Consider the following 25207-nt stretch of genomic DNA (forward strand, 5'->3'; position numbering starts at 1 on the left):
TGTATGACCGTGGATCCCAAGGACGGCGCTGTTTCACTGACGCCGGCCGAGAAGGCGAAAGTGGCCAAGGCCGCTGCTGCCGAAGCTGCTCGGGTTGCTGCCGAGGCCGCACAGGCCGCCGAGGACGCTGAGCGTGAGGCTCTCGCTGCAGAGAGTGCTGCCGGCGAAGGCGCAGCGACGCCCCCGGCTCCATCGGGTGCTGCAGCCGAGATCGCCGCGGGTTATTCGTCGGAGGGTCGGGCGCTGGAGCTGGGGTCGATTGTTGTCGACGGAGTTGCAGATCCGGCAGCCCGGGTGCGTATTCCCTTGGCCACCGTCAACCGTCACGGCTTGATTGCCGGTGCAACCGGTACGGGCAAGACCAAGACGTTGCAGGGCATCGCGGAACAGCTCTCCGCCGCGGGTGTGCCCGTCGTGATGGCGGATGTGAAGGGTGATCTCTCGGGATTGTCCAAAGCGGGGGAGAGCAACGACAAGATCACAGCTCGGGCAATCGAGACGGGTGACGACTCCTGGACTCCGTCCGGTATGCCCGTCGAATTTCTGTCGCTGGGAACCGGCGGGATCGGGATTCCGGTCCGCGCCACCATCACGAGTTTCGGGCCGATCCTGCTCAGTAAGGTGCTGGGGCTCAACGAGACTCAGGAGTCCACGCTCGGATTGATTTTCCACTGGGCGGATACTCAGGGCCTGGCGTTGTTGGATCTCAAGGACTTGCGTTCGGTCATCGCGCACCTCACCAGTGCCGAAGGCAAGGCAGATCTGAAGGGAATCGGCGGCGTGTCAACGGCCACGGCTGGGGTCATCCTGCGCGCGCTGGTCAATCTCGAGGCCGACGGTGGTGACACCTTCTTCGGTGAACCGGAACTCGAAACCGAGGACCTGCTGCGGGTTGTCGGTGGCGCCGGCGTCATCACACTCTTCGAACTCGGCGCGCAGGCCGCGCGTCCGGCGATGTTCTCCACGTTCCTGATGTGGGTGCTGGCCGACCTGTTCCAGACCCTGCCGGAAGAAGGGGACTTGGAGAAACCCAAGTTGGTCTTCATCTTCGACGAGGCCCATCTGTTGTTCGCCGACGCGTCGAAGGCTTTCCTTCAGCAAGTCGAGCAGACCGTGAAGTTGATTCGCTCCAAGGGTGTCGGTGTGTTCTTCTGCACGCAGTTGCCCACCGACATCCCCAATTCTGTTTTGTCGCAACTGGGCGCCAGGGTGCAGCATGCTCTGCGTGCGTTCACTCCGGACGATCAGAAGGCGCTCAACAAGACGGTCCGCACGTACCCGAAGACGGAGCACTACGACCTCGAGAAGGCACTCACGTCGTTGGGAACCGGCGAGGCCATCGTGACCGTCCTCTCGGAGAAGGGTGCGCCGACACCGGTGGCCTGGACCAAGATTCGTCCGCCTCGCTCCCTGATGGACACGATCGGCAACGACGCCATCACAGCCGCGGCGGCGTCGAGTCCGCTCCACCAGAAGTACGGTCAGACGATCGATCGCGAATCGGCGTACGAGAGGCTGACGGCCAAGGTGGCCGGGGCGCCAACGGCAGACCCGTCGCTGGATCTGCCGCCGTTACCGGATCTGTCGCAGTTTCCGCCGCCGCCACCGGTCGAGCCGGAGGGTCCCAACATCGCCGAGCAGATTCTCGGCAATTCTGCGGTCAAGAGCTTCCTCAAATCGGCGGCATCTGCTGCCGGTCGGGAAATCTCGCGCAGTATCTTCGGAACCGGTAGCCGCCGTAGGCGCTGACGATTCGACGCCCGCGAGTGTCAGATGCCGACCTCGCGGGCGAGTAGGTCGTTGATCGATTCGCGTCGGATCAATGGTCGTGCGACGCCACCGAGCACGGCAATCACCGGCGGACGGCACACACTGTTGTAGGTGGATGCCATGCTGTGGTGATAGGCGCCGGTACACGGCACTCCCAACAGATCGCCCTCGTGAAGGTCTGCGGGAAGTTGTATGCCGACGGAAATTTCGTCTCCCGATTCGCAATGCCGCCCCACGACGGTCACTTCCTCGAGCGGCGCATTCGAATGTCGGTTGACCAATTCGACGTCGTAGCGACTGTTGTACAACGACACTCGCGGATTGTCGCTCATGCCGCCGTCGACGGAGACAAATGTCCTGCCGCCGCTGATGGTCTTGATGTTCGCCACGCGGTACAGCGTGACACCGGCCCGAGCGGCGATGGCCCGGCCGGGTTCGAGGACGATTTCGGGGCGGGGAAAGCGATTTCGGGTGCAGGCGTCATCGAGTGATTCGTCGATGACAATTGCCAGTCGAGTCAGGTCGAGTTGCGCGTCACCGGGGACGTACGGGATTCCGTGCCCGCCCCCGAGATCGAGTTCGGTGAGGATGATCCCGTGAGAACGACGTATGTCGTCCATTTGCGCGATCATCGTATTGATCCCGGAGCGGAAATGTTCGGGATCGGTGATCTGCGAACCGAGATGGCAATGGAGGCCGATAAGTTGGAGGTGAGGCGCTGCGCTGACGGCGGCAACCGCACGATCCAATTCTTCGGAGAATGCCGGCAGGCCGAACTTCTGGTCGACGATGCCGGTGGCCACTGCCTTGTGTCCGTGAATGTCGATACCGGGCGTGACTCGGATCAGTACTTTCTGCGGCCGGGTGCAGACCGAGGCCAGTCGTAGTGCTTCGCTGTGGGAGTCGAGAACTATCCGCCCGACACCCGCGTTGACGGCTACTCTCAGCTCTGCGACAGATTTGGCGTTGCCGTGCAGGATGATTCGTGCCGGGTCCACACCGGCTGTCAGTGCGATGGTGAGTTCGCCGGCCGAGCAGACGTCTACCCCGAGCCCCTCGTCGGAGACCCATTTTGCCATCGCTCGAATCATGAGAGCCTTGCCCGCGTACACGATTTCCGCGTCGGGGAAGATCTCGCGATACATCCGGCAGCGGTGGCGCACGTCGGCCTCGTCGACGACATAGGTGGGGGTTCCGTACTGGTCGGCGATCTCTTCGAGGGAAACGTCGCCGATGCAGATGCGTCCGCTCTGATCGTGGCGAGTGCTGATGGGCCACAAAGCCGGATCCAAGCGCGGTGTCATCGCGCTGCGTAGGGACGGGAAGATGTCGAGAAGCGTCACGTCGATCTCCTGAGGGTGACCCGCTCGGTGCGGGGCTACCAACAGATCTACTCCGGAAAAGTGCCGGTGGACCTTGTCTTGACGGGTATTTGACGGGGATACGACTGAGTTTGACGGCGTCCTTTTATGTCGTTCGTCGTCGCTTCCAGCCGAACCAACCGAGCGCCGCCAGCAGCGCAACCGCCGCGACACCGCTAACGACCGCTGTTTTGTCGATATAGACGCCGATAGACGGAGTACCGCCGGCTTCCGGAACATAACCTGCGCCGTAGACGGATTCAACTGTTGCCTGGACGTCGAAATCGGTTCCGGTATAGGGGGCGCAGCTGTATCCCTCGTATTCGGCGTCGACGTCGTAGGGCGCCGACAGGAACATCAGTCGTTCGGTACCGAGTACGTAGCTTGTGCCGCAACCATTCCCGTTTGCGAGTGTTCCCACCGACGTCACGGACGAGACATCACCCTTGTAGACGCGACTGACGTCGAACAGATAGGTGTCCTCGAACCCGTCCGAGGATTTCTCGGTGGGCGTGCCGAGGAAGATTGTGCTGGAGACACTCACTGCCTCTTGCGGCGACTCGAAGGAAACACACGAGCACGCGTTTGCCGTGGTGGGTAGCAGTAAGGGCAACCCTCCGGTCGTGAGAAGGATTGCCCCTACAGCCAACGAGCGAGAAGTTCGGATGACTCAGCCGCCGAGCTTCTTGTAGAACGTGCCCACGATCGGGGCGACAACTGCGCGCGGGGTGTAACCGCCGGCGACGGACATCGCCTTGCTCAGGATGCCCGGGACAACGCGCATCTTGTTCTCGGCCAGACCGTCGAGGGAGACCTTGGCCGTGTATTCGCTCGAGATCCAGAAGAAGTCCGGGACCAGCTTGTCGACGATCGAGGCCTCGGCGGGGTCCGGGGTCTCGGTGCGAACCGGTCCGGGGGCGAGGAGAGTGACGTTGACGCCGCTGCCTTTGAGTTCCCCGCGCAGGGATTCCGCGAACGTGTTCACGAAGGCCTTGGTGGCGGCGTAGGTCGCATTGTTGGGAATCGGCATGTTTCCGGCGGCCGATCCGACCATCAGGATGCCGCCGGACTTGCGCTCGACCATTCCGGGCAGAACGGCCAGGGTGAGATCGTGCACCGCGACGGCGTTGAGTTCGACCTGTGCGCGCTCGTAGCTCGGGTCGAGCTCGGCTACCGGCCCGAAGGTGGCGATACCGGCGTTGTTGCACAGGATGCTGATCTCACGCGTGCCCAGTTCCTCGACCAGGACGGCACGGGCGGCGCTGTCCGAGAGATCGCAGGCACGGACCTCGACGTCGACGCCGTGCTTGGCGCGAAGTGTCTCGGCAAGACCCTCCATGACGTCGCCGCGTCGTGCGACCAGGATCAGGGAGTGTCCGCGGGAGGCCAGATCAGTGGCCAGTGCCTCTCCGATTCCGGAGGAGGCACCGGTCACGACGGCGCGGGCTGTGGTGGTGGGTGTCGGCAGGCTCACGATCAGTCAGCGTAGTCGGTCAGATCTTCGCGGCCAGTCGTGTGCCCTGTTCGATGGCACGTTTGGCATCGAGTTCGCCGGCTACGTCTGCCCCGCCGATGATGTGGGTCACCATGCCGGCAACGGTCAGCTCGTCGACGAGATCGCGCACGGATTCCTGTCCGGCGCAGATCACGATGGTGTCGACCTCGAGGAGACGAGGCTTCTCGTGCTTCTCGCCGAAGGTGATGTGCAGGCCGGCGTCGTCGATTCGTTCGTAGTTCACGCCGGAGAGTTCGTGCACACCCTTGTTCTTCAACGCGGCGCGGTGGACCCAGCCGGTAGTCTTGCCGAGGCCGGCTCCGATGCGTCCGGGCTTGCGCTGCAGGAGGTAGACCTCACGCTCCGAATGCTCCGGGATGGGTGTGGTGAGCGCTCCCGGTGCCATCTCGGGTTCCGTGACGCCCCACTCCTGCTTCCATTCCTTCAGGTGCAAGGTGGGTGATGTTGGGTGAGTGAGGAATTCGCTGACGTCGACGCCGATACCGCCGGCTCCGATCACAGCGACGGTCTTGCCGACGGGCTTGCCCTCGCGGACCACCTCGGCGTACGTCAGTACCTTCGGATTCTCGATGCCGGGGATGTTCGGGACTCGCGGCGTCACTCCGGTGGCGACCACTACCTCGTCGAAGGATCCGATGAGATCGGCTGGAGTCACGCGTGTTTCAAGCTTGACGTCGACGCCGGCAAGGTCGAGTTGCCTGGTGTAGTACCGGATGGTTTCGGTGAATTCTTCCTTGCCTGGGATCAACTGCGCGATCCCGAACTGGCCGCCGATCGTGTCCGACGCCTCGAACAGGGTGACTGTGTGGCCGCGTTGTGCGAGATTCAACGCTGCAGAGAGACCGGCAGGTCCGCCGCCGACAACAGCAAGATTCTTGCTGCGGCGGGTGGCGGAGAGAACGAGCGTCGTCTCGCGTCCCGCGCGTGGATTGAGCAGGCAGGACACATGTTTGCGCACAAAGGCGTGGTCGAGGCAGGCCTGGTTGCAGGCGATGCAGGTATTGATCTCGTCTGGTGCTCCGCGTTGTGCTTTGTTTGCCCAGTCGGGATCGGCCAGCATCGGGCGGGCCATGGAGATCAATTGCGCGTCGCCGCGGGTGAGAATTTCCTCAGCCGTCTCGGGCATGTTGATCCGGTTGGATGCGACCACCGGAATGCTGACGTGCTTTTCGAGTTTGCCGGTGATGTCGACAAAGGCGGCGCGGGGTACGGAGGTCACGATAGTGGGCACCCGTGACTCGTGCCAGCCGATGTCGGTGTTGATGATCGTGGCGCCCGCAGCTTCGATTTCCTGTGCCAGAGTGACGATTTCATCCCATGTCTGACCGCCTTCGACCAGATCGGCCATAGACAGGCGGAACACGACGATGAAGTTCGGGCCGACGGCGCGGCGGGTGCGTCTGACGATCTCGACGGCCATGCGTCGACGGTTCTCGGAGCTACCGCCCCATTGATCTTTACGCTTGTTCGTGCGCTCGCACAGGAACTGGTTGATGAAATAGCCTTCGCCGCCCATGATTTCGACGCCGTCGTATCCGGCGGATTGGGCGAGCTTGGCGCAACGGACGTAGTTGCGGATCTGCCAGCGCACTCCACGATCAGTGAGCCGCCGTGGCCGGAAGGGATTGATCGGCGCTTTGATCGACGACGCCGACACACTGAACGGTTGGTAGCTGTACCGACCGGCGTGCAGGATCTGCAATGCGATCTTGCCACCTGCGTCGTGTACCGCCTTGGTGATCCGGCGATGGCGGCGCGCCTCGATCTTGTTGGTCAGCTTGGCTCCGAACGGAAGGAGCCAGCCGGTGCGGTTGGGGGCGTAGCCGCCGGTGACGATCAATCCGACGCCGCCGCGCGCGCGTTCGGCAAAGTACTCGGCAAGTTTGTCGATGTCTTTGGCCCGGTCCTCGAGACCGGTGTGGATCGAACCCATGACTACGCGGTTCTTCAGTGTGGTGAACCCGAGGTCGAGGGGTTCGAACAGGAGGGGGAACTGCGGAGTGGTCATGGCTGCGGGTGTCCTTCCGAGTTGCTGGCAGCGGAGTTGTTGGCGGCTGAGTTGTTTTCGGCAGGGGGTAGGGCGTCCAGAATTTCCTGGCACCAGTCGACAAAGCCCTCTTCGACGCGGATGCCGCCGCGCAGAACGAGATACTGATGCAGGGGTGATCCGGAGAGAGCTGTGGGATTGGGGAAGTCGCGTTTCTCGATAAGTCGGTAGACGTCGAGTCGGGAGGCGTGGCCGTCGCGGTGGCGAGCGACTTCGTCTCGAAGTGCGGGGATGTCTGCGCTACCGGCGGCGCGGATCTTCACGGCCAGTTCATTACGCAGATGGCTGGGTTCGGACGGTTCGGCTATCCAGCGCGTCAGCTCGGCGCGGCCGGCTCCGGAGACCCGATACACCTTCTTGTCCGGGCGCCCGTCCTGAGCGACGGTTTCCACCTCGAGCCACCCGGCTTCGTCCATCCGCTTGAGTACGCGGTAGATCTGCTGGTGCGTCGCGCTGTGGAAGAACCCGATCGACTTGTCGAATCGACGGGTCAGGTCGTACCCCGACGCCTCCTGCTCGGTCAGCGAGGTCAGGAGCGCGTGTTCGAGTGCCATGAGTGAAGTATGTATGCACCTCGTTCCATATGCAACCAAGTGCATACCCTGAAAAGTTTGCACTGTTTTGTCCCTCTCGCTCGAATAGGCTCGCGATCATGAGCGCAGAGTCGACAAGTACGCAGGCGGAACCGCCCGCAGGGATAGGCGCCGCGGCGACCAAGAGTCAGGTGGTTGCGTGGGGGCTGTGGGACTGGGGATCTGCAGCATTCAACGCGGTGATCTTGACTTTTGTCTTCTCCGTTTACCTCACCGACGCCGTGGGTGACGATCTGCCCGGCTCGGTGTCGGCGACAACATGGCTCAGTTGGGCACTCGGAATCGCCGGATTCTTCATCGCGATTCTTGCTCCCATCACCGGACAACGGTTCGACGCGTCTGGCAAGCGCAAGTGGTCGCTGGCGATCCTCACCGGCATCACCGTTCTGTCGATGGCCGGGTTGTATTTCGTCGAGGACAACTATCGGTATCTGTGGCTGGGGCTTGTGCTCCTCGCCATCGGTTCGGTGATCTTCGAACTGGCCGGAGTTCCGTACAACGCCATGATGCGGCAGGTGTCGACGCCGGAGAACTTGGGCCGCGTGTCCGGGTTCGGCTGGGCCATGGGTTATTTCGGTGGAATTGTTCTGTTGTTGCTCTGCTACTTCGGGTTCATCGTCGGTGACGGCGACACGCGAGGTTTTCTGGGATTGACCACCGACGGCGGCCTGAACATCCGGATGGTGGCACTGCTTGCGGCGGTGTGGTTTGCCGTCTTCGCGATCCCGGTGTTCTTCAAGGTGCCCGAGTTGCCTACGCCCGACGCAGATCCGGGTGCGGCAAAGGCGGGGTTCCTCGATTCCTACCGCGTGCTGTGGCGCGACTTGCGTGAACTGTGGATCGTCGACCGTGGCACTATCTGGTACTTGATCGCGAGCGCCTTGTTCCGCGACGGACTCGCCGGGGTGTTCACTTTCGGTGCTGTCCTTGCCGTGAATGTGTACGGCATCAGTGCGGCGGACGTTCTGTTGTTCGGCGTTGCGGCCAACGTTATTTCGGCCATCGGCGCCTTGGTGGCAGGGCGATTCGACGACCGGATCGGGCCCAAGCAGGTCATCACCGTATCGCTCGCGTCGATGATCGTGGTCGGTGCAATCTTGATCGCGGTGTCCGGGCCGGTGATGTTCTGGATCTTCGGACTCGCGCTGTGCCTGTTTGTCGGGCCGGCACAATCGTCCGCTCGAACGTTCCTGGCGCGCATCACTCCGCCCGGTCGTGAAGGTCAGCTTTTTGGTCTGTATGCGACGACAGGCCGAGCAGTATCGTTTCTTGCGCCGACACTGTTCGGCCTGTTTGCGTGGATGTTCGGTGCCGATCGCGCCGGCATCGTCGGACTGTTGGTGGTTCTTGCTGTGGGCCTGGCTGCCCTGTCGCTGGTCAAGGCGCCCGAAGGCGACAGTGCGGAGGTTGTCAGTCCTTGAAGTAGACCAATTGGTGGGTGGTGGCCAGCAGTTCGCCGTCACTGCCCCATAATTCGGCGCTCTGATCGAAGTAACCGTTACCGAAACGCTGGGTGCGTGCGGTTCCGAGGACGGAGCGATCGGACTGCCGGGCCAGCGCTGCGGCGTCGGCATGGAAGTAGATCGTCAGCGATACGGTTCCAGCGGGAGCCATCTTGCCGCGGCGCAGGAACACTCGCGGAAAGAACACATCGCACAACGAGGTCAGCGAGAAGAAATCAAGCGCGCGCGGCGGGCTGTCGCGAACCCAGAGAGTCGAGACGGAGTCGGGATGCTCGCCGGATTCCAGATCGGGGATTGCGCCCTCGATAAACCGCATTTCGTAATTCTGAGCCCACGCGATGAACTCGGGGAACGGTTGCGCGGGAACATCTTCTGCAGCCGGCACCGCGGGCATCTCGATTTCCGTGGAGTCCCAGGTATCGCGGCGGAGGCCGAACACAGCTGTTGCGGTAGTCGCCACGGTGCCGTTCTGAGCGAGTTCGATCCACCAATGCTGTGTCGTTCGGTTGGTGCGCACCGGACGCGCAGTGATCTCGAACTGGCCTTCGGCGATCGGGCCCGCAAAATTGACCGTCAGCGACAGTGGTTCACCTAGGCACTCGGGGTGCCGCTGAACCGAGGCCAGCAACGTGGCCGAGGTGATTCCGCCGAACGGGCCGACCATGTTGTTGTATGCGGTACTGGTGTGCCCGGTCGAGAGACCCGGCGTAATGGATTCCAGGTCGACTGCGGCATCAAACGGATGCGGGGGTGCAACGGTTGTGGTCACGACAAGCTCCTGACGGTGAAATCGGTGTAGTAGGCAGTCAGTATATGTATGACAACCTACATAGAAGCTCAGGTGTAGGTCGGATCAGGCTCCCGCTCGCCGGATTATCGCGTCCGCCAGTTCCTCGGCGCGTTCCTCGGGTACCCAGTGACTGCCGCCCTCCAGAACCACAAATTCGTACGGCGCATCCACGAATTCACCGCATCGTTCCGCTGCGGCGCGGCCGAGTGCGGTGTCGGCCGTACTCCAGACGTACGTCGTCGGAACAGTGGTGGGGGCTATGTCTCCGAAATCGCGAGTCATGGCGCGATACCAGTTCAATGCGCCGGTCAATGCTCCATCGCCACTGAGGATGCGAATATGTTCGTCGGCGAACTCGGGATCGATCTGGCCGTCGAACATCGCCCGCAATCGTCGGAAGTTGTCCTCCGACAACACCTTTTCGGCCTTCCCTTCCTGGCGGAGCAGTCGGATGTACGTCGAGCGTTCCTTTTGATCCTGGTCTTCGCGCAGCGCCCAACCGAAAGCGGTGGGGTGGGGAACCGAGATTGCGGTCAGGCTGCGAATTCGCTGTGGATGCCGTCCCGCAACCTGCCAGGCCACGGCGGATCCCCAGTCGTGGCCGACAAGATGAGCGTCGGGCAAACCCAGGGCGTCGAGCAGGCCGACGGTATCGGCGACAAGGTGCTCGATGCGATAGGCGTCGACGCCGGAGGGACGGGCATCGGGGGAATACCCGCGCTGATGCGGCGCTATGACGCGAAATCCGGCGGCCGTCAGTAGGGGAGTCACTTTGCCCCAGGACGCGGCGCTTTCGGGGAATCCATGCAAGGCAAGAAGCGGGACGCCGTCGTCCGGACCGGAAATCAGGACGTCGAAGGTCAGGTCGCCGACAGGAATCCGAAACGTATTCGTGGAGGACATGGTGCCACCGTACGAGGCAACTCCGGATCCACACCACACTTCGGGCTGAATTGATGACCGCCGGTCGCCTCAGCAGGCGATACGCTTGGGGAAGGTGTGCGAAAGGCGGACTACTGGTGTCCGCGGGCCGGCCGTGTCTGTAGTTCTGGGGCGGCGGCGGTCAGTAGGGCGGCCCGATCGCGGGTCAACGGCGGATAGATGCGTTGGGTATTGATGGTGTTCTTGGTGGCCTTTGCCTGTGCGCCGGTCGCTACAACTTGCCGATCCCAGCCTTCGGTGTAGACCGCACCTGCCGGGCCTAGGTCCAAAACCGTGACATACCACGGGATGCGGAGGGCCAGCATCGGATTGCCCAGCAGATCGCCGATCACGTTGTACCCGGCGTAGCGGCCCATCGGCCGGCTGTGCTGGCAGGACATCACCGACTGATGCTGATTATCCATCTTCGCGGTGGCGACGTCGCCGGCAGCGAATACGCCTGGTACGCCGATCACCTGGAGATAGTCGTCGACCGGGAGCCGTCCGAGCCGATCACGTTCGACCGGGAATTGCGCGGTCAACGGGTTTGCCTTCATGCCGGCACACCAGATGACCGTCGCGGCAGGCACCATCTCATCCGAAGACAGCGTGACCCCGCCCTGGTCCACCGTGGTCACACTCATCCCGGTCAGTGTCTCGACTCCGGTGTTGGACAATGCCGCTTCGATGACCGGCCTCGCCGACGCACCCATATCCGATCCGACGTTGGGGTTGTGGTCCACCAGCACCACGCGCGAGGTCACGTCGGTGCCAAACAGGGCAGTGAGCCGGCCTGGCAGCTCGCAGGCGGTTTCGATGCCCGTCAGGCCGGCCCCGACCACCACCACGGTCGCCGTGGCGGGTGTGAGGGGTCCTTCGGCCAGCAGGGTCAAATGAGCGTCGAGTTTCATTGCGCCGTCGTAGGTATCGACGTCGAACCCGAACTCCGTCAGACCCGGGATATCGGGTCGGGCTACACGGCTACCTGCCGCCAGAACGAGGCGGTCGTAGCCGTACGTCTGTGACTGACCACCGACGTTTGCGGAGACGGTCCGCGCACCGGTGTCGATTGCGGTCACCTCCGCGGTGACATAGGCGATCCCGGCCGGGTTGAGGACATCGGCCAGCGGGATGCGGCAGGCGCTGAGATCGGCCTCGTAGTTGCGCACCCGGATGTCGTGGAAGGGCTGGGCGCTGAGCACCGTGATCGACACCTGCCCGGCCGGTATCCCGAGTTCGTCGAGCCGCCGAGCAGCGCCGAGCGCGGCCCATAATCCGGCGAATCCGGAACCGATGATGATGACATCGCTCATGCGTCGAGGGTCTCACGGATCGCGGCAGAACAGGTGTGTGCTGCGTTGGAATGTTCGCGAACGCTGCGATAAGAGAAGCAATTCGCCGATGACTTAGCCCGGTCTGCCAGGTCAGTATCTGAGTACGAGCGCCATTGTTTACGTCGAGAGGTACAACCTTATGTCGATCGATCATGTTCTTGCTGTCGTCCCCGTTCGAGACCTCGCAGAGGCAGTGCAGTGGTACTCGAGTCTGTTCGGCCGCGGGCCTGACAATCGCCCGATGGTGAACTTGGCAGAGTGGCGTGTGACTGACACCGGATGGGTGCAGGTCACGGTGGACACTCGCCGTGCGGGTCTGGCGCTGCTCAACTTTGCCGTGGACGACCTCACGACGCACCGTGAGGCGATCGGTGTGCGAGGGCTGACGCTGGATGCGGTGGTGGATGCAAACAAAGGTGTGCAGTTGTCGAGCATCAGCGATCCTGACGGCAACACCCTGACATTCATCGGCGGGTTCAGGATCCACTACTGACCGGAACTGCGCCTCGTGTACGAGTTCGTAGTGTTCGACTCTGTTTCTAGGTTCGAGAGGGATCCCAGGTAGCCATACCCAGAATGATCAGCCGCAACTGCTTCTCGGCCCGCGCGATTACAACATCTTCGCTGGGATATCCCGGCGAGCCTGCGTCGAGGAGTGCCACGACGGCGGTGAACATCACGCCGACGATCAGGTCGGCCGCAATTTCAAGATCGTCGTTTCGCCAGTTTTCCAGCCCAGCCATTCGGGAGAGGTCGACGGTGAGTTCGCTGACGAACAATCGCATCTCGGTGTTGATGGCGCGTCGTATCTCGCTGATGCCGCCGTAGCGTTCGCGGCAGAGGAAGCGAAACTCGCGCTCGTGTGAATGAACCTGGCGGACAAGGATATCGAGTGAGGTTCCGGCGTTCTTGGGGCTGGGGTCGCGCCTGGCGTCGCGCAACATTTGCCGAAGCATGCGCATGCTCTCCTCGACCAGGACGACTCCGAGGTCTTCCATCGAGGCGAAGTGCCGATAGAAGGCCGTGGGGACGATGCCCGCCTCGCGGGCCACTTCGCGGAGGCTGATGCCGGCAAAACTCCGGTCGGCGAGGAGATCCATCGCGGTATCGAGCAGCGCTTGGCGTGTGCGCTCCTTCTTGGCTGCGCGATTTTCCGGCTCAGCCTTGGTCACGATGTACGAGTGTAGATATCGGCACGGTGGACTCTTTCTGTGGATCGCGTAACTCACGTCACATTCATCTTGACATATACCTGTGTGCACCTGTCACACTATTATCAGTGAACATTTGTACACTGAAATTATGCAACCTGGAAGGAGTGGCTGACAATGGCATCAACCTCCAAGACTCTGGCCAGACGCGGGCTGGCCCTGATCGAAGCCATGGCTGCTCCGCATCAGATCGATCGTTACCTCGAACTCGTCAATCCCATGGCGACGGTGCGCGACATTCGCGCGCAGGTCGTAGCGGTCGACCATCCGACCGCTGATTCAGTGACATTGACCCTGCGTCCGACGCGCCAGTGGCGCGGATTCTCTGCCGGACAGTTCGTCCAGGTAGGCGTCGTGATCGACGGGGTGCGTCATACCCGCTGCTACTCGCCGGCTGGTTCTGCGTCCAGCCGTGATGGCCTTATCGAACTCACAGTGAAAGCCCATCCCGGTGGGCTGGTGTCGCAGTATTTGAACGCGCATGCCGAACCGGGACTTGTAGTCAGCCTGTCCCAGGCCGACGGTGTTTTTACGCTCCCCATCGAACGGCCCTCCCACATCCTCCTGATCAGCGGTGGCAGTGGAATCACCCCGGTGATGTCGATGCTGCGCACCCTCGTCGACGCAGAACATCGCGGCGAGATCGTGTTCCTGCATTACGTGAACACCAAGAAGGATGTGTCGTATCTCCACGCGTTGAAGGCCATCGCTGAGCGGCATCGGAATGTGAAACTGGTACTCGTGTACACCGAATCCGGTGGGGGAGACCTGGACGGTTTCTTCGACAACACGCACCTGAGCGCGGTCGCGCCCTGGATTGCCGATCCGGAAACGGCAGATGCGCAGGCATATCTTTGTGGACCACCCGGACTGATGCACGGAGTGCGCGAGGTCTTTCGTGAACTCGACATCGAGCACCGGCTCCATACCGAGGAGTTTGCACCCGCCGCAGCTGAACCCGGCGACGCAGGCGGCGAAGTAGCGTTCACGAAAAGTGGAGTGGCGGCCGAAAACTCAGGCAAAACCCTCCTCGAACAGGCGGAAGCCGCGGGGTTGAGTCCGGAATACGGCTGCCGGATGGGCATCTGCTTCTCGTGTACCTCCGTCAAGAAGCTCGGCCGAACACGCAACATTCGCACCGGTGAGACCGACGACGAACCCGACAAGAAGATCCAACTCTGTGTCAGCGCACCCGTCGGCGATGTCGCCGTGGATATCTGAGCGAAGACACCTACACTTTTTGGAGACTGTCATGTTTGGACTTTCCCTTTCTACACTCCCTTTCCTGGGCAACGGACCTGATAAGGACCCCGACGCTCCGGTAGTACTCACCTACGACCAGGTCGAGGAAATCGGCCGTGAGTTGGATGCGATCCGGGATCGCACGGTGGCATCGCTCGGCGCCGAGGACCGCGAATACATTTATCGGATCATCAAGGCGCAGCGTGGTTTCGAGGTTGCCGGTCGAGGTCTGATGTATCTGGGCTTCTTGCCGCCGGTGTGGCTCGCAGCGGTGGGCGCGCTGAGTATCTCGAAGATCCTGGACAACATGGAGATCGGGCACAACGTCATGCACGGTCAGTACGACTGGATGCGTGAACCAGGCCTCAATTCCGAAGTGTTCGAATGGGATACGGTGTGTCCGTCGGACCAGTGGCGTCACTCGCACAACTACATGCATCACACCTACACAAATATTCTGGGCAAAGACCGGGATATCGGATACGGCATTCTGCGTATCGACCCAGCCCAAAAATGGAACCCCTATTACCTCGGTAATCCGGTGTGGGCGTTTGCCCTGATGATGCTCTTCGAGTGGGGCGTCATGATGCATGATCTGGAGATCGAGAATGTCCTCGCCGGCAAGCGGAAATGGTACGACGTAAAGCCGCTGATCAAGGGTTGGTGGAAGAAGGCAGGCAAGCAGGTCCTCAAGGACTACGTTATCTTCCCGGCTCTTACCGGACCGCTGTTCGTCACCACTCTGGCAGGAAATGTCACCGCAAATCTGGTCCGGAACGTATGGACTTACTCGATCATCTTCTGCGGCCATTTCCCCACCGGCGTACAGAGTTTCACGGAGGACGAGACGGCCGAGGAGACTCGGGGGCAGTGGTATGTCCGTCAGATGCTCGGCAGTGCCAACATCCAAGGCAGTCCGTTGTTCCACATCATGTCCGGCAACTTGTCCCACCAGATCGAACATCATCTGTTCCCGGACCTGCCGGCACATCGGTACCCGCAGATTGCGCCTGAGGTCGAGGCGCTGTGCGCGCAGTACGGTTTGCCGTACAACACGGGTGGCTTCTGGAAGCAGATCGGATCGGTATGGGGCAAGATCTTCAAGTTTGCCTTGCCGCCTGGAATGATCAAGTCACAGAGTCTTACCGGTGTTATTGTCGAACGCCAGAGAACCGTAGCCTGAGAGGCGCACACGTGATGGTCGGGAAATTTGAACGTCGCAAAGACACCGTCCAGGAATTGACGGAATCGGCGGCTACACACGTCGGATCCATCGCGATGATCATCGCCGGTGCAGTCCGCGACGTGACCCGGGAAATCGGGGACTGGGTATCCGACGGTATCGAAATGCGTGAGGCGGCAAAGAAAGCCGCCGCCGACGACACAACCGAACCACCGACTTAACTGATCCGGCAACGCTGATCCGTCAACACTGTTTCGTCAACGGAAAGGACGCCCCCACTCAGTGGAGGCGTCCTTTGCCGGTTAGACGGTACTTCTTAGATAACGCCCAGCGAGATCATGGCGTCGGCGACCTTGACGAAGCCGGCGATGTTCGCGCCGTGCACGTAGTCGCCAGGCTTGCCGTACTCGGCAGCCGTGTTGATGGTGCGGCTGTGGATGCCACGCATGATGCGGGCGAGACGCTCGTCGGTGTACTCGAAGCTCCAGGAATCGCGTGACGCGTTCTGCTGCATTTCGAGAGCCGAGGTGGCGACGCCACCGGCGTTTGCGGCCTTACCTGGAGCAAACGCGACGTTGGAGTCGCGGAAGAGTGCGATGCCACCGGGGGTGGTGGGCATGTTCGCGCCTTCGGCAACAGCCTGAACGCCGTTGGCGATCAAGGTCTTTGCGGCGTCTTCATCGAGCTCGTTCTGGGTTGCGCAGGGGAGTGCAACGTCGCACGGCACGTCCCAGATGGAACCGCCGGCGATGAACTGCGCGTGCGGAACGGCGTCGGCGTACTCGCTGATGCGGCCGCGGCGAACTTCCTTGATCTCCTTGAGGAGGTCGAGGTCGATGCCCTTCTTGTCCACGATGTACCCCGACGAGTCGGAGCAGGCGATCGCGACGCCGCCGAGCTTGTGGATCTTCTGGATCGCGTAGATGGCGACATTGCCGGATCCGGAGATCACGACGTTCTTGCCTTCGAGGTCTTCGCCCTTGGCCTTGAGCATTTCGGCGACGAAGTACGCAACGCCGTAGCCGGTGGCCTCGGTGCGGACCTGAGACCCGCCCCAGGTGATGCCCTTGCCGGTGAGAACGCCGGACTCGTAGGTGTTGGTCAGTCGCTTGTACTGGCCGAACAGGTAACCGATCTCGCGGCCACCGACGCCGATGTCGCCGGCCGGAACGTCGGTGTATTCACCGATGTGGCGCTGCAGTTCCGTCATGAAGGACTGACAGAAACGCATGACCTCTGCGTCGGTGCGACCCTTGGGATCGAAGTCCGATCCACCCTTGCCGCCGCCGATGGGCAGGCCGGTGAGGGAGTTCTTGAAGATCTGCTCGAAGCCGAGGAACTTCACGATGCCCAGGTTGACACTGGGGTGGAACCGCAGGCCGCCCTTGTACGGGCCGAGTGCGCTGTTGTACTGGACGCGGAAGCCACGGTTGACGTGAACATTGCCGTTGTCGTCGGTCCACGGCACGCGGAAGATGATCTGGCGTTCCGGTTCGCAGAGGCGCTCGATCAGCCCGGCGTCGGCGTAGCGCGGGTGGCGCTCGAGTACGACGTGGAGGGATTCGAAAACTTCGGCTGCAGCCTGGTGGAACTCCGGCTCACCTGCATTGCGAACCAACACCTGATCATAAATCTGCGCTACGCGGTCACGTACGGACACCGCTCACCTACCTGACATTGTGAGTACTTTTTTACATTTCCGTTACATAGTAGGCGCCTTTGTTGCCCAATCCGGCATCCGTTGGGTGAAGGTGAAATCCGACACACCGGGTTTTTCCGGGAAATCAAGTGACCGTTTTATAACGATTTGCTCTTCTTTCACTCTGTTAACACTGCGCTGGTGGTTTGCTGGCGGAGCGAACAAATAGACAGAGGGGATGCGTGTGCGCTCGAAACGGTCTGTGTCAGCGTTGTTGTCCATAGGTGTAATCACGATTGCGGCGACCATCGCGTCAGCCCCAGCGGCATCGGCGATAGGTGGACCGTGTGGGGCAGGCGGTACCGGTTCGCTTGGCTCGCTGACGGGTTCGATGACGGGTTCCCTCTCTGGCTCTGCCGGCACGGGATCGCTGGTCAATTCTTTGCCCTGGATCACGGGCGCACCGAATGGCGCATTGCCCGTATTGACCGGCCGGACCAAGGCAATCGAAATGGTGACCGGCCCTGGCAGCCCGAACGACACGATCAACCGGTTCAACGTCTCGGGTACAGACCTTGGAATCATGTGGGACAACGGGCTTTCCGGAGCTGACCACAACGTGTTGATGGCATTCGGTGACACTGTCGGCGACTGCGAGGTCGACGGCGATGACTGGCGCAGCAATGTGCTCTTCCGCAGTAGTAACACCGATTTCCAGGACCGGCTTCGGATCGACAGTTCACCCAAGGACCTTCCGAATCACTCCAAGGAGATCATCCCCGGATTCGGCATCCCGTTCGAGTTCACCACGATCCCGACGGCCGGCATCTCCTACGGCGGTGTTCAATACATCCGGTTCATGTCGGTTCGGACGTGGGACGAGCCGGGCGCCTGGACAACCAACTACTCGGCGCTGGCCTACTCGACGGATAACGGCGAGAACTGGGACATCGATCCCGTGACGGTACGCGCCAACACTCCTGGCCTCGACATTCCGGGAATTCCGGCTGTGTCCTCGATCAACGAGAACTTTCAGCAGAGCGCGTTCGTCGACGGTGGCGACGGCTATATCTACGAGTACGGCACACCGTCGGGACGCTTCGGTAAGGCAGTTTTGGCACGTGTCCTCGGTACAGAACTGCGAAATCCCCTTGCCTACACGTATTGGGACGGTTCGGGTTGGAGTGCGAACTCCGACGACGCGGTGCAGGTCATCAAGGCCCCGGTCAGTGAACTCGCGGTGCAGTGGAACGACTATCTCGACAAGTACGTCGCGATGTACACCAGCGCGGACGGCAGCCTCGTGATTCGGCAGGCCGATCATCCGGAGGGTCCGTGGAGTGGCACGCAGACCCTTCTGAGCGGATATACCCTGCCGAGTCTGTACGGCGGGTTCATGCACCCGTGGACCTCTCGAACCGGCAACACGCTCGAGTTTGTCGCGACAACGTGGGATCGCTACAACGTGATCTATATGCAGACAGACCTGACGGGTATGAAGATGTCGTCGTCGGATTCGCGCGACCGGCCGGACCCAGCGACAACCGGTGAGGCTCAGCTCCTGGAGATGAGAATGCCCGGAGAATAGCAATATGGAATAGAAATATGGCATAGCAATATGGCCTGCAACCGGAATTCGGTTGCAGGCCATATTCTTTGTCGTCAGAGGATGTAGAGCATTTCCTGATAGGTGGGAAGCGGCCAGTGGTCGTCCGCAACCATGGTTTCCAGGAGATCCGCAGCGGTGCGAACATCCGCCATGGCCGGCATCAACGCCTCTTGCGCATGCGTGGCAGCTTCGAGCGGCGAGTCGTGGGGAATCACCTTGATCGCTGCACGCAAAGCGGCTAGCGCTGCCCGAAGAGCGGTCACCGGTTCGGAAACCTCGGTCAGCGGCGCTGAATCCGGTTCGAGGCCGGCAGCCTTCAATGCAACGAAGTTCTGCGCGATCTCGGTCTGATGGCGGACCGCTGCGGGGAGAATAAGCGTCGTGCCGATCTCAACCGCCAGGCGTGCCTCGACGCCGATGCTCAGCGCGTACTGCTCGAGGCCGACCTCGTAGCGGCTGTGCATCTCTCGATGGTTGAAGACGTTGTACTTGTCGAAGAGCTCCAAAGCGGATTCGGAGATGAGTTCGGGCAAAGCGTCCAACGTGGTCCGTAGGTTGGGTAGGCCGCGTGCCTCCGCTTCGATCTGCCAGTTTTCCGAGTAGCCGTCACCGTTGAAGACGACGGCACCGTGGTTGGTGATGATGTCGGTCAGCAGGTTCTGGACAGCGGTGTCGAAATCGGCACCGTCGGCAACTGCCGTTTCGAGTTCGGTTGCCATGTAGTCGAGAGCTTCGGCCATGATCGTGTTGATGGTCACCATCGGACCGTTGACGGTCTGCATGGACCCCGGAGCGCGGAACTCGAATCTGTTGCCGGTGAAGGCAAATGGGCTTGTCCGGTTGCGGTCGCCGGGATCAGTGGGGAGAACGGGGAGCGTGTCGGCACCGATCATCATGGTGCCCTTGTCCTTCGACGACGTCGCAGCGCCCTTCGCGATCTGCTCGAAGACGTCGGCCAGTTGGTCGCCGAGGAAGATCGAGATGATCGCGGGCGGAGCCTCGTTGGCGCCGAGGCGGTGATCGTTGGTAGCCGACGCCACGGAGGCGCGCAGGAGTCCCGCGTACTTGTGGACGGCGCGGATCACAGCTGCACAGAACACCAGGAACTGAGCATTGTCGTGCGGATTATCGCCGGGGACAAGCAAACTGCCGAGTTCCGAGTTACCCAACGAGAAGTTGACGTGCTTTCCGGAGCCGTTGACACCGTCGAACGGCTTCTCGTGGAACAGGCACTCCATGCCGTGCTTCTTGGCGACGGTCTTGAACGTGGTCATCAACAGCTGCTGATGGTCGGCGGCGATGTTGCCGCGCTCGAACATCGGCGCGATCTCGAACTGGCCGGGAGCAACCTCGTTGTGACGGGTCTTCGCGGGAATGCCGAGTTTGAACAGTTCGCGTTCGGTATCCATCATGAAGCCGAGGACTCGCTCGGGGATGGCGCCGAAGTAGTGGTCGTCGAACTCCTGGCCCTTGGGTGGCTTGGTGCCGAAGAGCGTGCGGCCGGCATTGAGCAGGTCGGGGCGGGCGAGGAAGAAGTGCCGATCGATCAGGAAGTACTCCTGCTCGGGACCGCAGAAGGACACAATCTGCTCGGGTTCGGTGTGGCCGAACAGCTTCAGGATGCGTTCGGCGTGCACGCCCATCACCTGCTGCGAGCGGAGCAGCGGAGTCTTGTGGTCGAGCGCTTCGCCGGTCATCGATACGAAAACCGTAGGGATGCAGAGGGTATTGCCGTTGGGGTTCTCGAGAACGTATGCCGGGCTGGTGACGTCCCAGCCGGTGTATCCGCGAGCCTCGAACGTGTTGCGCAGGCCGCCGTTGGGGAAGCTCGAGGCATCCGGCTCACCCTGGATGAGTGTCTTGCCCGCAAATTCGGCGAGCGCTGACCCGTCGCCGACCGGCTCGAAGAAGCTGTCGTGCTTCTCGGCCGTCAGTCCGGTCAGTGGGTAGAAGACGTGCGCGTAGTGGGTGGCGCCCTTCTCGAGTGCCCAGTCCTTCATGGCGGATGCAACGGCGTCTGCAACCGCCGGGTCGAGGGGCTTGCCCTGTTCGATCGTGGCGATCACGGACTTGTAGATCTGCTTGGGCAGGCGCTTCTGCATCACCACTTTGTTGAACACGTTGGCGCCGAACACCTCGCCGGGAGCTTCGTCGCCTGAGAAACTCACGACGGGAGGTGTGTAGGCCTCGACGTCCTTGATCGCTTGCAGACGAACTGCATTTCCACTCATCTACGTACCCCTCGCGCGGCCCAGGGTAGCTTGTTGCGACCCGATTGCCGATCACTTTACGAACCTTCTGTATCGGGAATGTTTCACAGACATTGCGCCTGCCCTCGACTTGTCGGTGGGTTCGGGCAGGATTGCCGAATGTCAGAGATCAGGGTGTTGGTGGGCAGTGCGGTCGGACCGGAAAATCTCGCGCAGGTCATAGATATCTATCGCGAACTTGTTCGCGAGACCCGCAAGGAGAGCGGCTGCATCAGCTACGAATTGCTGCAGCAAAGCGACAATCCCGGTGAGCTGATGTTGGTGGAGGAATGGGAATCCCAGGCGCACCTGGACGCTCACACGCACACCGATCATTTTGTGCGGTTGGTTGCGGCCCTGGACAGGTTGGAGAAGGCTGCGCCGGCGCGGATTTATTCAAAAGTGTTGTGACGCATATATTCCCATAGGTATCGATTGCTGTTAGAATCGAATGTACGTTCGAACTGGGGGGTGTTGATGAGCGGCATTGTGGATGCATTGGTCGAAGGACATGCGTCCATTGCGCGCGCCCAGTTCCTCGAAGTTGATGCCGTCACGTCGCTGTACTTCGAGCGGTGTTCCGAGGATGAGAACGCCGGTCGCAATGCCGCGGTGCAGGGTGAATTCGTTCATGTCGAAGTTGCGTTCGTTCTGAGTATCACCGAGTATGCGGCGACGCGGATGATCTCGTTGGGGTGCGATCTGCGCTTGCGGTTGCATCGGGTGTCTGCGGCATTTGCGTCGGGAGAGATTGATCTCGGTAAGGCGACAGCGCTTTCGGATGCGCTGGCCAATGTGTCCGATGATGCACTTGATCTCATTGAACAGTTACTTCTGGACGGCGCCGACAAATGCAGCAGCAGCAGGCTCAAGGCCCGAGCGCGCAGCCTGATCGCACGCCATGATCCGGAAGGTGTGCGCGCTCGGCGGCGGCGCGCGCAGGAAGACCGCGATGTGCGGATCAGTGCAGGCGTTGACGGTATGTCGACGCTCGACGGTGTGCTGCCGGCGGTTGGTGCGCACATCGTGGCGGCAAAGCTGCAGACGATGTCGCGGCAGGTATGTGCGCGCGATCCTCGTACTTTGGCGCAACGTCGCGCCGACGCCTTGGTAGCGCTGTCGGAGGGGCGAGCAGTTCTCGCCTGTGCATGTGGCACTGATTGCGGGCGGGATGTGGAGCCGGTATCAGCCCCGTCGCAAGCGACAATTCTGGTGGGCGTTAATGTTTCCACGTTGCTCGGCTTTGATGATCTGCCGGCTTTTCTGCATGGGTACGGTGCTATCGATGCGGAGTTGGCGCGGGAAATTGCGGCCGATGCTGTGTGGCGGCAAGTGCTGACGCTCTCGGAGAAGGATCGTCATATTCTCTGCCAAAACCTCACGGGAACACATGGTTTCAAGGCTGGTGGACCTGTACTCGGAGTGGGTAGGCGGTCGAGCGCACCGTTAGTGTCGCCTGCCGCCGTTGCAGCGCGGAAGCGGTACCGGGAGGAGCGGACGTATCGACCTTCGGCTGCGCTTGCGCGGACGGTCCGGACCCGCGACGGTACGTGCCGGTTCCCGAATTGTGTTGTACGGGCCGAGAATTGCGATCTCGATCACACGGTGGCGTTCAATCACGAGAATCCTGACCGCGGTGGGCTCACCACGGAGCAGAATCTGGCATCCGTGTGCCGCAAGCATCATCGGCTCAAGACCTGGGGGTACTGGACCGTGCGGCAGATCGGAGGTGGCCAACTCGAATGGGTCGCACCGACTGGTTCTCTTGTCGTGACGAAGCCGCGGGGTGCGTTTTGTGATCCCGATGTGCAGTCCGATGAAGTCGAGCGGTTCCGGCTTACGGAAAGTCATGTGGTCGAGCGATTGTTCCGATGCCATGGTCGTGGCGTCGAGGCAGATCTCGAGTTCATGCTCGATTCCACGGTGGCGGGATGGCGGCGACCACTTGCTCGCGCTGCGATTCCATCCCACGTGGTGAACGAGCCACCACCGTTCTGACCAGAAAGTATGGTGCCCCCGGCAGGATTCGAACCTGCGACCAAGAGATTAGAAGGCTCTTGCTCTATCCCCTGAGCTACGGAGGCGCGGAGACGATATTACCTTCCCCGTGACGGCGCTCGATCACCCCCGTCTGGAATACGCTCGATAGGAGAAGACACCGAATGGGAGCTGCAGATGCGGGATGTTCTGTCCGAACTGATGAAGGTGTGGCGAGCCGACGGTACGGCAGGTGTCGGAACAGTGGTGCGGACGTTCCGGTCAGCTCCCCGGATGCCGGGCGCGTCGATGCTGGTGGCCCCGGACGGTTCGGTGACGGGCTCGGTGTCGGGTGGGTGCGTCGAAGGTGCCGTGTATGAAACAGCCACGGAGGTAATCGAATCCGGTGTACCGACCCTCGAAAGGTACGGCGTTGCCGATGACGACGCCTTTGCGGTGGGGCTGACATGCGGCGGCACGATCGAGGTCTTTGTCGAGGCTGTGTCGAGGCAGACGTTCGACAGTCTCGAGAGTGTGGCCACCGACGTCGAGGAGCATCGCCCGGTAGCGGTGGCAACAGTCATTGCTCACCCGGATCCGTTCTGGGTGGGCCGACGCCTGGTGATACGACCGGACATCACGGACGGTTCGATCGGATCGGCGCGCGCGGATTCCGCGGTGACCGACGACGCTCGTGGCCTGTTGGCGGCAGGACGTACGGAAGTGCTGACGTACGGACCGGACGGTGAGCGTCGAGGTGAGGGGATGCGGGTTTTTGTCGCGAGCTACGCTCCCCGCGCCCGGATGCTGGTATTCGGGGCCATCGATTTTGCGGCCGCGGTTGCCAAGCAAGGTTCATTTCTCGGGTACCGGGTGACGGTGTGCGACGCCCGCGAGGTTTTTGCGACTCCGTCGCGGTTTCCGACAGCCGACGAAGTGGTGATCGACTGGCCGCATCGGTACTTGGCAGCACAGGCGGAAGCCGGGGCAATCGACTCACGCACGGTCATCTGCGTGTTGACTCACGATCCGAAATTCGACGTGCCCCTGCTCGAGGTTGCGCTCCGACTACCGGAAGTCGGGTTTGTCGGCGCGATGGGTTCGCGTCGCACACATCAAGACAGGCTCGAACGATTGCGCTCGGCAGGTGTCACCGACCTCGAGTTGGCGAGGCTGGCGAGTCCGATCGGTCTGGACCTCGGCGCGCGAACGCCGGAGGAAACCGCAGTGTCGATCGCGGCGGAGATCATCGCGCTTCGGTGGGGTGGTGAGGGCAAGCCGCTGAGCGGGTTGGAGGGCCCCATTCACCGCAGTTCAGGGGAATCCGAGAGCCGCTGACCTGGGGAATTGTGAGGCAGCTGATGGGCCCCTTGACTCGCTGTGACGCTCGGCAGAAGCTGAGATGACAGTCGAATGTGGGGTGCATCACATGCAGGTTCCTGGGCCGTTCGAGTACGAGCGGGCAACCGGTATCGACCACGCCATCGGATTGCTGGAGCGACTGGGCGATCAGGCGCGCGTTGTTGCGGGCGGACACAGCCTGCTTCCGATGATGAAGCTGCGACTGGCAAACCCCGAGTATCTGATCGACATCAACGACTTGGCCGAGGAACTTGGCTACATCACGTTCGGGGACGGACACGTTCGGATCGGCGCGATGGCGCGTCATCGTCAGTTACTCGAATCCGACGACCTTGCCGGCGCCTTCCCGATCTTTCGAGACGCGGAAAAAGTGATCGCCGATCCGGTGGTGCGAAACCGCGGAACCATCGGCGGTTCGTTGTGTCAGGCCGACCCCGCGGAAGACCTCAGCACCGTGTGCTCGGTGTTGGACGCGACGTGCGTCGTACGTGGTCCTTCGGGAACCCGCGACATTCCGATGGCGGAATTTCATGTCGGCCCCTATGAGACGGCCCTCAGCACAAACGAGATTCTGGTCGAGGTTCGGATCGCGCGCCGGGCCGACAGTTCGAGCGCGTACGCAAAGGTGGAACGGCGCGTGGGGGATTGGGCCATCACTGCTGCGGGTGCATCGGTGTGGATGGAAGGCGGCGCGATTAGGAGAGGACAGCTCGGCCTTACCGCGGTCAATTCCGATCCGCAGGCGCTGGCCGCGATTTCCGGATATCTGGAGGGCAAGGCGCCATCCGAGGAGGTTTACCGGCGCGCCGGGGAGATGGCCGAGCAGGCCTGCGAGCCCGTCACCGATCAGCGCGGAAGTGCCGACTACAAACGCCACCTCGCCGGCGTACTGACCGTCCGCACTCTGCGAAGCGCTGTGACCAGGATTGGGGAAGACTGA

Annotated in this window: 22 protein-coding genes and 1 tRNA gene; 11 read left to right on the forward strand and 12 right to left on the reverse strand. The window is 61.6% G+C overall.

Annotation, left to right across the window (positions count from 1 at the left end):
• The first annotated feature begins 3 nt into the window (after positions 1–3).
• Complete coding sequence (locus CJ178_RS00165; protein WP_095885874.1) at positions 4–1749, forward strand: helicase HerA-like domain-containing protein; 1746 nt, start codon at positions 4–6, stop codon at positions 1747–1749.
• A gap of 20 nt (positions 1750–1769) precedes the next feature.
• Here CJ178_RS00165 and lysA read toward each other — a convergent pair whose 3' ends face one another.
• From lysA to CJ178_RS00190, 5 genes are all read right to left on the reverse strand, one after another.
• Entirely contained in the window at positions 1770–3113 is a 1344-nt protein-coding gene (gene lysA, locus CJ178_RS00170; protein ID WP_033232758.1) for a diaminopimelate decarboxylase, read from the reverse strand.
• Positions 3114–3237: 124 nt separating this feature from the next.
• The gene (locus CJ178_RS00175) at positions 3238–3675 is read right to left on the reverse strand and encodes a hypothetical protein (protein ID WP_095885875.1); all 438 of its coding nucleotides are present in this window, start codon (positions 3673–3675) and stop codon (positions 3238–3240) included.
• A 126-nt stretch (positions 3676–3801) separates the two neighbouring features.
• Entirely contained in the window at positions 3802–4605 is an 804-nt protein-coding gene (gene cmrA / locus CJ178_RS00180; protein WP_033232762.1) for a mycolate reductase, read from the reverse strand.
• Positions 4606–4624: 19 nt separating this feature from the next.
• Complete coding sequence (locus tag CJ178_RS00185; protein WP_095885876.1) at positions 4625–6655, reverse strand: NADPH-dependent 2,4-dienoyl-CoA reductase; 2031 nt, start codon at positions 6653–6655, stop codon at positions 4625–4627.
• Positions 6652–7248, reverse strand: coding sequence for a PadR family transcriptional regulator (locus CJ178_RS00190; RefSeq protein ID WP_095885877.1), 597 nt, complete (start codon positions 7246–7248; stop codon positions 6652–6654). The genes CJ178_RS00185 and CJ178_RS00190 overlap by 4 nt, the downstream gene beginning before the upstream one ends.
• Before the next feature lie 98 nt (positions 7249–7346).
• On the opposite strand from CJ178_RS00190, the gene CJ178_RS00195 reads away from it, so the two are divergent.
• Positions 7347–8708: an MFS transporter gene (locus tag CJ178_RS00195; protein ID WP_095885878.1), complete on the forward strand. Its 1362-nt coding sequence runs from the start codon at positions 7347–7349 to the stop codon at positions 8706–8708.
• Here CJ178_RS00195 and CJ178_RS00200 read toward each other — a convergent pair.
• From CJ178_RS00200 to CJ178_RS00210, 3 genes are all read right to left on the reverse strand, one after another.
• Positions 8698–9519, reverse strand: coding sequence for an acyl-CoA thioesterase (locus tag CJ178_RS00200; protein ID WP_045066907.1), 822 nt, complete (start codon positions 9517–9519; stop codon positions 8698–8700). The genes CJ178_RS00195 and CJ178_RS00200 overlap by 11 nt on opposite strands.
• A gap of 84 nt (positions 9520–9603) precedes the next feature.
• Positions 9604–10443: an alpha/beta fold hydrolase gene (locus CJ178_RS00205; RefSeq protein ID WP_033232769.1), complete on the reverse strand. Its 840-nt coding sequence runs from the start codon at positions 10441–10443 to the stop codon at positions 9604–9606.
• Between the two features lie 110 nt (positions 10444–10553).
• A complete protein-coding gene (locus CJ178_RS00210; protein ID WP_095885879.1) occupies positions 10554–11774 on the reverse strand; it encodes an NAD(P)/FAD-dependent oxidoreductase in 1221 nt (406 codons plus the stop codon).
• A 160-nt stretch (positions 11775–11934) separates the two neighbouring features.
• Here CJ178_RS00210 and CJ178_RS00215 point away from each other — a divergent pair, with 160 nt between their 5' ends.
• Positions 11935–12288: a VOC family protein gene (locus CJ178_RS00215; RefSeq protein ID WP_095885880.1), complete on the forward strand. Its 354-nt coding sequence runs from the start codon at positions 11935–11937 to the stop codon at positions 12286–12288.
• Positions 12289–12334: 46 nt separating this feature from the next.
• On the opposite strand, the gene CJ178_RS00220 is transcribed toward CJ178_RS00215, so the two are convergent.
• Complete coding sequence (locus CJ178_RS00220; protein WP_257012938.1) at positions 12335–12967, reverse strand: TetR family transcriptional regulator; 633 nt, start codon at positions 12965–12967, stop codon at positions 12335–12337.
• A 150-nt stretch (positions 12968–13117) separates the two neighbouring features.
• On the opposite strand from CJ178_RS00220, the gene CJ178_RS00225 reads away from it, so the two are divergent.
• Genes CJ178_RS00225 through CJ178_RS00235 form a run of 3 tightly spaced genes read left to right on the forward strand, consistent with a single transcriptional unit; the run spans position 13118 to position 15652 of the window.
• Entirely contained in the window at positions 13118–14227 is a 1110-nt protein-coding gene (locus CJ178_RS00225; protein ID WP_373557466.1) for a ferredoxin reductase, read from the forward strand.
• Between the two features lie 31 nt (positions 14228–14258).
• Positions 14259–15431 (forward strand): fatty acid desaturase family protein, encoded by a 1173-nt coding sequence (locus CJ178_RS00230; protein ID WP_095885882.1) that lies wholly within the window; start codon positions 14259–14261, stop codon positions 15429–15431.
• Positions 15432–15445: 14 nt separating this feature from the next.
• Positions 15446–15652, forward strand: a complete 207-nt coding sequence (locus tag CJ178_RS00235; RefSeq protein WP_033232783.1) for a hypothetical protein — start codon at positions 15446–15448, stop codon at positions 15650–15652.
• 95 nt (positions 15653–15747) lie between these two features.
• Here the strand turns inward: CJ178_RS00235 and gdhA are convergent, their stop codons facing one another.
• Positions 15748–17091, reverse strand: coding sequence for an NADP-specific glutamate dehydrogenase (gene gdhA, locus CJ178_RS00240; RefSeq protein WP_033232785.1), 1344 nt, complete (start codon positions 17089–17091; stop codon positions 15748–15750).
• 217 nt (positions 17092–17308) lie between these two features.
• On the opposite strand from gdhA, the gene CJ178_RS00245 reads away from it, so the two are divergent.
• On the forward strand, positions 17309–18658 hold the full coding sequence (locus CJ178_RS00245) for a DUF4185 domain-containing protein (RefSeq protein ID WP_179300702.1): 1350 nt from the start codon (positions 17309–17311) through the stop codon (positions 18656–18658).
• Positions 18659–18732: 74 nt separating this feature from the next.
• Here the strand turns inward: CJ178_RS00245 and CJ178_RS00250 are convergent, their stop codons facing one another.
• Complete coding sequence (locus CJ178_RS00250) at positions 18733–20910, reverse strand: glutamine synthetase III family protein (RefSeq protein ID WP_092808728.1); 2178 nt, start codon at positions 20908–20910, stop codon at positions 18733–18735.
• Positions 20911–21048: 138 nt separating this feature from the next.
• Between CJ178_RS00250 and CJ178_RS00255 the strand changes: the two genes are divergently transcribed.
• Both CJ178_RS00255 and CJ178_RS00260 read left to right on the forward strand, forming a co-directional pair.
• Positions 21049–21339: a putative quinol monooxygenase gene (locus CJ178_RS00255; protein ID WP_095885884.1), complete on the forward strand. Its 291-nt coding sequence runs from the start codon at positions 21049–21051 to the stop codon at positions 21337–21339.
• Between the two features lie 66 nt (positions 21340–21405).
• Positions 21406–22926, forward strand: a complete 1521-nt coding sequence (locus CJ178_RS00260; protein WP_095887767.1) for an HNH endonuclease signature motif containing protein — start codon at positions 21406–21408, stop codon at positions 22924–22926.
• Positions 22927–22936: 10 nt separating this feature from the next.
• Here the strand turns inward: CJ178_RS00260 and CJ178_RS00265 are convergent.
• Positions 22937–23012: transfer RNA gene (locus tag CJ178_RS00265), tRNA-Arg, on the reverse strand.
• 91 nt (positions 23013–23103) lie between these two features.
• Between CJ178_RS00265 and CJ178_RS00270 the strand changes: the two genes are divergently transcribed.
• Both CJ178_RS00270 and CJ178_RS00275 read left to right on the forward strand, forming a co-directional pair.
• Positions 23104–24243, forward strand: a complete 1140-nt coding sequence (locus tag CJ178_RS00270) for an XdhC family protein (RefSeq protein WP_095885885.1) — start codon at positions 23104–23106, stop codon at positions 24241–24243.
• A gap of 91 nt (positions 24244–24334) precedes the next feature.
• On the forward strand, positions 24335–25207 hold the full coding sequence (locus CJ178_RS00275) for an FAD binding domain-containing protein (RefSeq protein WP_095885886.1): 873 nt from the start codon (positions 24335–24337) through the stop codon (positions 25205–25207).

The organism is Rhodococcus sp. ACPA4, assembly GCF_002300185.1.
Classification (GTDB): domain Bacteria; phylum Actinomycetota; class Actinomycetes; order Mycobacteriales; family Mycobacteriaceae; genus Rhodococcus_F; species Rhodococcus_F globerula.